Source organism: Agromyces sp. NBRC 114283, from assembly GCF_030268405.1.
Lineage (GTDB): Bacteria > Actinomycetota > Actinomycetes > Actinomycetales > Microbacteriaceae > Agromyces > Agromyces mediolanus.
The window spans coordinates 2,042,552-2,052,504 of the sequence record NZ_BSQP01000001.1 but is presented as its reverse complement, the minus strand read 5'-3'; the positions used below and the strand labels follow the sequence as shown (position 1 = coordinate 2,052,504).

Here is a 9,953-nt window from a genome sequence, read left to right as displayed (position 1 = left end):
ACTCCCCATGCCCCGTCGACCGGAGGCTCGGCTCAGGCCTCCGCGGCCCGCGCGCCATCAGACTCCTCGCGCGCCCGATCGAGCAAGGGGAGTTCGTCGGCGCTCACGAGCCGGGTGGCCACCGCGTACTCGACCAGGCGCGCGCGACGGTTCGTCGCGAGCTTGCCGCGGCCGCCGCGGAGCCCCTCCACGCCGATCTTGTCGAGCTTCTCGCACACGTTGTCGAGCTTGCGGTTGAAGGTCGTCATGCTCCAGCCGATCCGTTCGGCCGCCTCGGCCGAGCTCGGCACGGTCGCGCGGCCCGCGGGCTGCACGAGCACCTGCTCGGACAGCGCGAGCACCAGCAGCCGCTGGCTCGGCGTGAGCGTGACCGGCATGATGGTCGTCCCCGCGGTGGAGATCTCGGCGGTCAGCGAGGTGTTGTAGAAGTCGTCCTCCGCGTGCACCGTGAAGTCGTACGCGGTCGATCCGGCGCTGAACATGACGTGCATCGTCTGGAAGACGATCGGCAGGCGGGCCCCCGGCGCGAGCCACGCCTGCACGCTCCCCGTCGCGTCCGACACGGTCGCGGACAGCAGCTGACCGACGTTGTCGAGCCACCACAGCCCGTACTCCGCCCGGAGCGTCAGGAACACCCGATGCAGGTAGGGGTTCTCATCGATCACGAGATCCGCCTCCCGGCCGATGCCGAAGGGCACGCCCTCCTCGACCGTGTACCACTCCCCGCAGAACTCGATCCGCAACGGCCTCATGGTGTGCACCCCCGCACGCGCTCGCTCGTCTTGCTCCCCCGCTGCACCTGCACGTCGATGCAGACGTTCTGCCCCGGCGCCACCGGCGCCACGACGATCTCCGGGCCGTCGGCCACCGCCGTCGTGCCCGAGCCGTCCGCCGGCTCCCAGCGGTACCGGTCCCCGTCCGCGGCATCCTTGTGCGAGACGCGGAACGTGACCGAGGTGCCGTCGGCCGAGGCCACGCCCGGCTCGATCACGGGCGACGGCACCTGCGCACCTGCGATCGCGTCCTCGGTGTCGGCCACCGGCGGCCGGCTGGCCTCGGGCGGCCCCGCGAGCTGCCCCGACAGGGCTACCGCGGTGCCGACCGCCGCCACCACGACGAGCGTGGCCGCGATGCCGATGATCAATCCGAGCCGCGAGCGTCGTCGCTCGGCGGGCGGCGTCGGCTTCGGCGCCGGCGTCGAGGCCTCGACCGGCTGCGGGCTCAGCTGTGCGGGCACCTGACGGGGCCGCACGAGCGTCTGCTCCTCCGCCGGTCGCGGGACGGCCGCCACCGGCGCAGCGGGCGGCGGGGCCTGAGCCGTCACCGTCACGGGCCCCCGCGCCCGCGTCGCGTCCGCGTCCGGTGCCGGGGGCTGGGCCTGAATGGAGGCGACCCTGGCGCGGGTCGCGTCGGCGGCGTCGTCCGGCTCGGGCTCGGCTTCAGCCGGCGCGGCGAGCAGTTGCGTCGGCACCTCGATCGCCGTCGCCGCGTACCCGAGCTCGAGCTCGACCCGCTGCAGCGCCCGGGCGAACTCGACGGCGCTCGCGTAGCGATCGTCGCGGCGGACCGCCATGCCCCGACGGAGGACGCTCTGCAGGCTCGGCGGCACGTCATCCCGGTCCATCGGCGTGATGGCCCCGCGCTCGATGCGACCGATGAGGTCGAGCGAACCGTTCGACCGCCCGGGCAGCTCGAACGGCGAGCGCCCGGCCAGCAGCGTATGCACGGTCGCGGCCAGCGCGTAGACGTCGCTCCGCGTATCGGGGCGCGGGTCGTCGTCGAACATCTCGGGCGGCGACCACGGCACGCTGAGCCCGATCGCGGACTGCCCGCCGCCGGTCGATCCACCGTCCCCGCCACCGCCGAGGAAAGTCATCGTGTGCACCGGCAGTTCCCCCTCCAGGGTGGAGGAGATGCCGAAGTCGGTCAGCGCCGGCCAGCCGTAGTCGTTCGTCAGCACGTTGGCGGGCTTGATGTCGCGGTGCAGGATGCCGGCGGCGTGCGCGGTCGCGACGGCGCTCGCGAGCCGGATGCCGGTGCGCAGCGCCGCGTCGACCTGGAAGGGCTCGCGCTTGAGCTGGGCGGCCAGGCTCGGGCCGGAGCAGTACTCCATCACGAAGTACGGGCGCCCGTCCGCGGCCACGTCCGCGTGGAAGATCGTGACGATGTAGGGGTGGGCGGAGAGCTGCGCCATCAGGTTCGCCTCTGCGACGAACTGCGCCCGGGTATCGCGGGAGAGCTCCTCCGCGACGAGCACCTTCACGGCGACCCGGCGGCGGGGCAGGCGCTGCTCGTAGAGGAACACGTCGGCGAACCCGCCCGAGCCGAGCAGGTCGACGTACTGGTAGCCGGGGAGCTCCGGCGGGGCGCTGGGCGGACGGCGCATCAGCCCGCCACCACGCGCATCGTGCAACCGCCCCCGAGGTCGATCACGGTCCCGGCGAGCACGGGCGTGGGCTCGCCGGCGCGCAGCTTGACCGGCGCTCGATCGGGCTGCACCACGGTCGTGCCGTTCCTGGACTGGAGGTCGGTGACGACGACGGTGCCGCCCTCGACCGTGAGCCGCAGGTGGGATCGCGAGATGTCGGGATCGCCGAGGCCGATCTGCACGAGCTTCGGCAGGGAGGATCCGCTCGAACGGCCGGCGCTCGGCGAACGGCCGAGCACGAGCTCGCCGATCAGCGGCTCCTCGCGTCCGTCGGCGAGCACGAGCCGCAGCGCCGGCGTCTCCGGCTCGGCCGCCGGGGCGTCGGCGAGCGGGCCGGTCCCCCGCTCCCGGCGGAGGCGCTGCAGCTTCGTGACGGCGACGGTGAGCCCGTCGTGGTCCCCCGTCACCGGCTCGGCGGGAGCCGCGTCTCGCGCGCCCTGGCCCGCGGCCCCGGTCGCGATGACGATCGTCTCGTCGTCGGCGGGGACGAGCGTGTGCTCGGGTGCTGCGGGGCTCGCTGGCGCGGACGCCTCGAGCGGTGCGGGCTCGGGCTCGGGCTCGGGCTCGGGCTCGGGCTCGGGCTCGGGCTCGGGCTCGGGCTCGGGGCCAGGCTCCACGGCATTCGCTGCGGCATCCGCTGGCGGGGGCGCCGGAGCGTCCAGCGCGCCGCGACGGAGCGAACGGGCGGGGACCGCGCCCTCGACGAGGGGCAGGGGCGCTGCGCCGCTCGCCCGTGCGAAGGGGGCGAGCACCTCGAAGACCGCCTCGGCCTCGAGCGCCCGCTCGTGCCAGGTCGAGACGCCGGCCGCGGTCACGCTCTCGTCCGCGGTGCGCACCCGGAACCCGCCGCGGACGACGACCCGCAGGCGGCCGGGGACGGCGACCACGAGCGCGAACTCCGGCAGGGCGGTGATGCCGTCGCGCGCGAGCTCGCCGAGCACCGCTTCCACGGGGTCGGCGGCGCCGAGGGCGTCCCAGAGCCCCGGGTGCGCCTGCCAGGCGGCCGCGGGAAGGAGAATGGCCGCCTCGCCGCGCGCGGCGGCGAGCGTCTTCGCGGCGGAGTCGGGGATGTACTCGATCATGCCTCGCCCCTCCTGGGCAGCGTGTCCTCCGGGGCCGGTGCACGGTCCCTGGTCGTCTCCTCGTCGACCCCGTGATGGCCGCTCTCCGCCTCGACGACGACGACCGTGACGTTGTCGCGGCCGCCGCGGGCGAGCGCCTGGTCGACGAGCTCGCCGGCGAGGCCGTGCGCGTGGCCGCGGCCGGTCGCGAGCACCTCGGCGATGGCGTGGTCGTCGAGCTCCTTGGTGAGGCCGTCGGAGCAGATGAGGAACACCTGGCGTCCCTCCGTGGGCAGCAGCCAGACGTCCGGCTCCACGGACTCCTCGGCGCCGAGCGCTCGGGTGATCACGTTCCGCTCCGGATGCCGCTCCGCCTCCGACTGCCGGATGACCCCGGCGTCCACGAGCTCCTGCACGGCGGAGTGGTCGACGCTCACCTGGCGGAGCCGACGGCCGTCCCAGGCGTAGACCCGCGAGTCGCCGACGTTGAAGGCCATCCAGCGGAGCCCGTCGTCCGCCCCCGCGTCGACGAGGGCCACCCCGGCGAGCGTCGTGCCGGCCACGGCCGTGCCGAGCTCGCCGTCGTCGCTGAGCGCGCGGACGGCCTCGTTCGATGAGTGGATGGCGTCGAGGATCTGCTCCGGTGTCGACGCGCGGCCGAACTCGAGGTGCCGCCGGAAGGTCTCGAGCACGGCCCGGCTCGCGGCATCGCCCTTCGCGTGCCCGCCCATGCCGTCGGCGACCAGGTAGACGGGGGCTTCGGCGAGGTAGGAGTCCTCGTTCACCTGCCGCACCCGGCCGACGTCGCTCGACGCGCTGTGGGCGATCACCGCCCCGCCGTGCGGCAGTGCTGTGCGCCCCTCGTCGTCGATCGCCACGCTCGCCTCCCCTGGCCGGCTCGATCACGCCGGTCGCGGGCGAGCCGGAGACCACGCTACCAAGAGGAACGGGCCGGGCCGCGCGGCCCGGCCCGTTCGGCTCGGTCGAGGTGACGCCGGGGCGTCAGTCCTCGGTGAAGTGCGGCACCTCTTCCATCAGGGTGTGCCCGCGACGGCGCGCGTCGATCCGCGCCTTGACGAGGCTCGCGACGGTCGCGACGAGCATTGCCGAGAGGATGACGCCGAGGGACGTCCAGGTGGAGATCTCGGGGGCCCACTCGATGTGCTGGCCGCCGTTGATGAACGGCAGTTCGTTCACGTGCATCGCGTGCAGCACGAGCTTCACGCCGATGAAGGCGAGGATGAAGGCGATGCCGTACTTGAGGTACTCGAGGCGCTCCAGGAGACCGCCCAGCAGGAAGTACAGCTGGCGTAGCCCCATCAGCGCGAAGACGTTCGCCGTGAAGACGATGAACGGGCTCTGCGTGATGCCGAAGATCGCGGGGATGGAGTCGAGCGCGAACAGCAGGTCGGTGGTGCCGATCGCGACGAAGACGATGAGCATCGGGGTGAAGAAGCGCTGGCCGTCGATCGTGGTGCGCAGCTTCACGCCGTCGTACTCGTCGGAGAGGCGCACCCGTCGGCGCAGCGTGCGGATGAGGAACGAGTCCTTCTGCTCCTCGTCGTCGTGCCCGCCGCGGATCTGCCCGATCGCGGTCCACACGAGCCAGGCGCCGAAGAGGTAGAAGATCCAGCTGAAGTTCTCGATGAGCGAGGCGCCCAGCAGGATGAAGATGCCGCGCAGCACCAGGGCGAGGATGATGCCCACCATGAGCACCTCCTGCTGGAGTTTCCGCGGCACCTGGAACCTCGCCATGATGATGACGAAGACGAACAGGTTGTCGATCGAGAGGCTGTATTCCGTCAACCAGCCGGCGAGGAACTGCCCGCCGTGCTCGGCGTCGCCGAGGAGGAACATCAGGCCGGCGAAGATCAGCGCGAGCACGACGTAGAAGACGACCCAGAGGGTGGACTCCTTGAACGAGGGCACGTGCGGACGCTTCACGACCAGCAGCAGGTCGGCGATGAGGATCAGGGTCAGGACCACGAGGGATCCGACTTCGAACCAGATGGGGAGCTCGAGCACAGGCGGCCTTTCGGGGAGTTGTGGGGTTGACGGAACCCGAAAGTCTCTCCTCCGCGCTCTCGCGCTGCCACGCCCGGAACGTCTTCATCGGCGTTCGTACTGACGATCGTGGCTCACGGCGCTCGCGCACCGCGGGATACTCCCCTTCGCTCCGGGAAGTCTAGCGGAATCGCGGACATAGACTCGTACCCCCGGAATCGAGGAGACCGATGAGCGCCCAGACGACGCCGCCCGCCTACCGAACCGCCCCGTGGTCGAAAGCCATCGGGCTCTTGATCTTCACCAGCCGCTGGCTGCAAGCCCCGCTGTACCTCGGACTGATCGTCGCCCAGGGCATCTACGTCTGGGTGTTCCTGAAGGAGCTCTGGCACCTGCTCGAGGGCGTCTTCAACCTCGAGCACGCCCTCACCGAGGCGCAGATCATGCTCGTCGTCCTCGGCCTCATCGACGTGGTCATGATCGCGAACCTGCTGATCATGGTCATCATCGGCGGCTACGAGACCTTCGTCTCCCGCATCAAGGTCGACGGGCACCCCGACCAGCCCGAGTGGCTCTCGCACGTCAACGCGAACGTGCTGAAGGTGAAGCTCGCGATGGCCATCATCGGCATCTCGTCCATCCACCTGCTCAAGACCTTCATCGGGGTCGGGGCGATCACCGAGCAGGGCGCGGTCGAGAACGGCGAGAAGTACACCTCCACCGGCGTGATGTGGCAGGTCATCATCCACTGCGTGTTCATCCTGTCCGCGCTCGCCCTCGCCTGGATCGACCGGATGTCCTACCACCGCGCCCACCCCGGCGAGACCCACGACGGCGTCCCGGTCCCGATCGCCGGAACGGAGCACGGTACGGTCGCCGCCGCGTCACCGGCACCGCAGGAGCACGCGGCCGCGCCGCCGCGGCACTGACCCGGCCGAGGAACGGCGGATGCCCCGGAGCAGCACCTGCCCCGGGGCATCCGCCGTTCCGGCACCGACGCGGCGACAGTCTGGAAACATTGCCCGGAAACACTGCCTGGAAACACTGCCCGGAAACGACGAAAGCCCTCGCTTTCGCGAGGGCTTTGCGCCGTGTTGCCGATCGTGACCCCAGCGGGATTTGAACCCGCGCTACCGCCGTGAGAGGGCGGCGTCCTAGGCCGCTAAACGATGGGGCCGTGTCTTCGGAATCTCGTTCCGTTTCCGGCAACTCGAAGAGTATGACACACGTTCGGAGCACATTCCAAATCGAGCCCGGCCCGCCGTCGAGACCCCGCCCGCGGACCGGAACGGAGGCCGGAACCACGCGCTCCCAGAGCTGCTTGCGCGCGGCGCCGCGCGGGTGTTGGCTCGAGGCATGCGCCTCACCAAGCTCGAACACGCCGCCCTCGTCCTGGAGGACTCCGGGGACCGGCTCTTCATCGATCCGGGCAAGTTCACGACGCCGATCACGGAGGCGCAGGGCACGCTCGCCGTCGTCATCACGCACGAGCACGACGACCACTGGGCGCCCGCCCAGCTCGACCGCATCCTGGAGCAGAGCCCGGACGCCCGCATCTTCGGGCCGGCCGGGGTCGCCGCCGCGGCGAGCGAGTATGCGGTGGAGACCGTGCGGGCCGGTGAGGAGCGCGAGCTCGGCCCGTTCCGGCTCCGCTTCTTCGGCGGCCGGCACGCGGTGATCCACCCGGCCATCCCCGTCATCGACAACCTCGGCGTGCTCGTGAACGACGCGCTGTACTACGGCGGCGACGCGTTCACCGTCCCCGAGGGCGTCGACGTCGACGTGCTCGCCGCCCCCGCTGGCGCGCCCTGGATGCGGCTCAGCGAGGCGATGGACTACGTCGAGGCGGTCGCACCGCGCCGGGCGTTCCCGACCCACGAGATGCTGCTCTCGCGCGCCGGCAAGGACCTCGCGAACGCGCGACTCGCGTGGGCCGCCGAGCGGGCGGGCTCGGCGTACCTGGCGCTCGAGCCCGGCGACACGATCGACTTCTGAGCGGCGACTTCTGAGCGGCGACCTCAGACCGGCGACCGACGCTGTGCTCCGCGAGCGAGCGGCCCTCAGTCGTCGGAGTCGTCGCCCTCGTCGCCGCGTCCGGGCTCGTCGCCGCGATCCGCGGCGTCCTGACCGGCACCCGTGGGGTCCGCCGTCGGCGTGGTGCCCGCGCGCGGCGCGACCGGCCCCGGACCGGCCATCGAGAATTCGCCGCCGCCGTACTTCGCCGCGGCCACGGACATCACGCGCGGCCACATCCGGTGCCGGGCGGTCGCGGCCTGCCCGCTGTCGAAGTAGATGCCGCGCTGGTTCGCCTCGCCGTTCACGCTCACCACGGCTGCGGCGGTCGCGACCGCGGTGGACGCGCCGACCATCCAGGTGTCCTTGTTGCCGTCCGTCGTGCCGGTCTTGCCGATCAGCGGCACGTACGGTTCGACGGCGCGGTTCGACGCGGTGGCCGTGCCGCCGGACATCACCCGGCTCATCGCGTAATGCATAGCGCCGGCGACCTCCGGTGAGACCGCGGCCGTGCACGAGGTCTGCGGCACCGGGAGCTCCTCGCCGTTGCGGTCCACGATGCGGTCGATGACGACCGGCGTGCAGGTCACGCCGTCGTTGGCGATGCCCGCGTAGGCGATCGCCATCGTGAGCGGCGCCACCTCGTTCGTGCCGAGGATGGTCGAGGGGTACTGCTCGAGCGGCCCGCCGTTCGCCCGGTGCACGCCGAAGGCCTCGGCGGTCTTGCGGATGCCGCAGAGGTCGAGCTGCTTCGCCATCCCGACGTAGCCCGTGTTGATGGAGCCGGTCGTCGACTCGAGCGCCGTGTAGTTCGCGCCCGACTCGTTCGCGTCGTTCTTGGGGTTCCACCCGGTCGCCACCTGGGTGCCGTCGCAACTGTCCCGGAACGAGCCCCAGTTCGCCTTCGGCTTCGAGTCGACTCGCTCGGTGAGCGCGTGGCCCTCCTTCAGCCACTCGGCGAGGGTGAAGACTTTGTAGGACGAGCCGGGCTGGAAGCCGCTCGATCCGCCGTGGTCGAAGTCGGTGTTGTAGTTGACGCTCGAGTACTGCGGCCCCTGGGCCAGCACGGTCGGGTCCTGGCTGTAGATCTTGTTCTGCGCCATCGCGAGGACCCGGCCGGTGCCGACCTGCACGCTCGAGATCACCGCGCCGAGGTCCCAGCCGGGGTAGGTCTGCGGCACGTTCTCGGCGATGGCGGCCTCGGCAGCGGCCTGGAGGTCGAGGTCGAGCGTGGTGTACACGTTGTAGCCGCCCCGTCGGAAGTTCGCGAGGCGCTCCGCGCTGTCCTCGCCGAAGGCGGGGTCCGTCTCCAGGATCGTCTTGACGTAGTCGCAGAAGTAGGCGCTGCCGCCCGCCGTCTGGCAGCCCGTGCTCGGCTCGACGATCGTCGGGGTCACGGGCGTGGCGATGGCCTCGTCGTACTGCCCCTGGGTGATCTTCTTGAGCTTCAGCATCTCGCGCAGGATGTAGTCGCGTCGGTCGGTGTTGTTCCGGTAGCCGTCGGCCGCGCCGTTGCGCTCGTTGTCGGGCTGGTCGATCCGGAACTTCTCGGGGTTGTTCACGATCGCGACCAGCGAGGCGGCCTGCGCGAGGCTGAGGTTCGCGGCCGTCGTGCCGTAGTAGTAGTTCGCGGCCGCCTCGATCCCGTACACGGTGCCGCCGAAGCCGGCGATGTTCAGGTACGCGAGCAGGATCTGATCCTTCGAGTAGCGCTTCTCGACGCCGATCGCGTAGCGCGCCTCCTTGAGCTTGCGGTCGAGGCTGGTCTCGGTGACCTTGTCGTAGCAGCTCTCCTTCGCGTCCGCGACGAGCTGGTCGCGCTCCTCGCTCGTCAGCTCCCGCCCCTCCGCCGTCGCCTGCTCCTCCGCCTCGGCGATCGCCGCGTCGCCGGACTCGGTCTCGCACTCCTGCACCCGGACGTTCTTCACGTACTGCTGAGCGATCGACGAACCGCCCTGAGTGTTGCCGCCGGTGACGGTCTTCACCGCCGCGCGCAGCGTGCCCTGCACGTCGACGCCGCCGTGATCGTAGAACCGCGGGTCCTCCCCCGCGACGACGGCGTCCTTCACGAACTGCCCGACCTGGTCCCAGCCGACCTCGACGCGGTTCTGTTCGTAGAACGAGGCGAGCAGCACCTGGCTGCCGTCGGACGCGGTCGCGTAGATGTTGCTCTTCTCCGAGGGCTCCTCGATGTCGAGGTACCCGGGAAGGCTCTCGAACATGCCGATCGACTGCGTGGCGGAGGCGCCGACGAGCCCGATCACCGGGGTCATGCCGGCGACGATGAGCGCGCCCGCGGCCGCGGAGGCGAGGACGAGCCCGAGCAGCCCGCCGAGCACCCCGAGCGGTGTACGCCGGTCGATGAAGTCCCGATTCCGGAGATTCCGATCCATCCGCGTCTGTCTCCCCGATGCTGCGTCGCGGTCGCCCGCCGTCCCCCCGGACGA

General features: G+C 71.3%; 8 protein-coding genes and 1 tRNA gene. 2 read left to right on the top strand and 7 right to left on the bottom strand.

The annotated features are described in order from the left end of the window. Nucleotides 1-32 precede the first annotated feature (32 nt). From QSJ60_RS09930 to QSJ60_RS09910, 5 genes are all read right to left on the bottom strand, one after another. Nucleotides 33-752 (bottom strand): hypothetical protein, encoded by a 720-nt coding sequence (locus QSJ60_RS09930; protein WP_189085140.1) that lies wholly within the window; start codon nt 750-752, stop codon nt 33-35. Beyond that, nucleotides 749-2,386 carry a serine/threonine-protein kinase gene (locus QSJ60_RS09925; RefSeq protein ID WP_285463511.1) on the bottom strand — a complete coding sequence of 546 codons (1,638 nt, stop codon included), beginning with the start codon at nt 2,384-2,386 and terminating at the stop codon, nt 749-751. The genes QSJ60_RS09930 and QSJ60_RS09925 overlap by 4 nt, the downstream gene beginning before the upstream one ends. Further along, nucleotides 2,386-3,510, bottom strand: coding sequence for an FHA domain-containing protein (locus QSJ60_RS09920; protein ID WP_285463510.1), 1,125 nt, complete (start codon nt 3,508-3,510; stop codon nt 2,386-2,388). The genes QSJ60_RS09925 and QSJ60_RS09920 overlap by 1 nt, the downstream gene beginning before the upstream one ends. Next, nucleotides 3,507-4,367, bottom strand: a complete 861-nt coding sequence (locus tag QSJ60_RS09915; RefSeq protein WP_230763130.1) for a PP2C family protein-serine/threonine phosphatase — start codon at nt 4,365-4,367, stop codon at nt 3,507-3,509. Before QSJ60_RS09915 ends, QSJ60_RS09920 begins: the two co-directional genes overlap by 4 nt. Nucleotides 4,368-4,491: 124 nt before the next feature. Then, on the bottom strand, nt 4,492-5,514 hold the full coding sequence (locus QSJ60_RS09910; protein WP_285463509.1) for a TerC family protein: 1,023 nt from the start codon (nt 5,512-5,514) through the stop codon (nt 4,492-4,494). Between the two features lie 209 nt (nt 5,515-5,723). Here QSJ60_RS09910 and QSJ60_RS09905 point away from each other — a divergent pair, with 209 nt between their 5' ends. Next, nucleotides 5,724-6,422: a TIGR00645 family protein gene (locus QSJ60_RS09905; RefSeq protein ID WP_285463508.1), complete on the top strand. Its 699-nt coding sequence runs from the start codon at nt 5,724-5,726 to the stop codon at nt 6,420-6,422. A gap of 175 nt (nt 6,423-6,597) precedes the next feature. Here QSJ60_RS09905 and QSJ60_RS09900 read toward each other — a convergent pair. Then, nucleotides 6,598-6,670: transfer RNA gene (locus tag QSJ60_RS09900), tRNA-Glu, on the bottom strand. 179 nt (nt 6,671-6,849) lie between these two features. Between QSJ60_RS09900 and QSJ60_RS09895 the strand changes: the two genes are divergently transcribed. Next, nucleotides 6,850-7,488 (top strand): MBL fold metallo-hydrolase, encoded by a 639-nt coding sequence (locus QSJ60_RS09895; protein ID WP_285463507.1) that lies wholly within the window; start codon nt 6,850-6,852, stop codon nt 7,486-7,488. 65 nt (nt 7,489-7,553) lie between these two features. Here QSJ60_RS09895 and QSJ60_RS09890 read toward each other — a convergent pair whose 3' ends face one another. Further along, nucleotides 7,554-9,899: a transglycosylase domain-containing protein gene (locus QSJ60_RS09890; protein ID WP_285463506.1), complete on the bottom strand. Its 2,346-nt coding sequence runs from the start codon at nt 9,897-9,899 to the stop codon at nt 7,554-7,556. Nucleotides 9,900-9,953: the final 54 nt, after the last annotated feature.

Excerpts from the sequence above, each read along its gene's own strand:
- QSJ60_RS09895 (WP_285463507.1), top strand. The coding sequence starts at position 6,850 with ATGCGCCTCACCAAGCTCGAACACGCCGCCCTCGTCCTGGAGGACTCC.
- QSJ60_RS09905 (WP_285463508.1), top strand. The coding sequence starts at position 5,724 with ATGAGCGCCCAGACGACGCCGCCCGCCTACCGAACCGCCCCGTGGTCG.
- QSJ60_RS09920 (WP_285463510.1), bottom strand. The coding sequence starts at position 3,510 with ATGATCGAGTACATCCCCGACTCCGCCGCGAAGACGCTCGCCGCCGCG.
- QSJ60_RS09925 (WP_285463511.1), bottom strand. The coding sequence starts at position 2,386 with ATGCGCCGTCCGCCCAGCGCCCCGCCGGAGCTCCCCGGCTACCAGTAC.
- QSJ60_RS09890 (WP_285463506.1), bottom strand. The coding sequence starts at position 9,899 with ATGGATCGGAATCTCCGGAATCGGGACTTCATCGACCGGCGTACACCG.
- QSJ60_RS09930 (WP_189085140.1), bottom strand. The coding sequence starts at position 752 with ATGAGGCCGTTGCGGATCGAGTTCTGCGGGGAGTGGTACACGGTCGAG.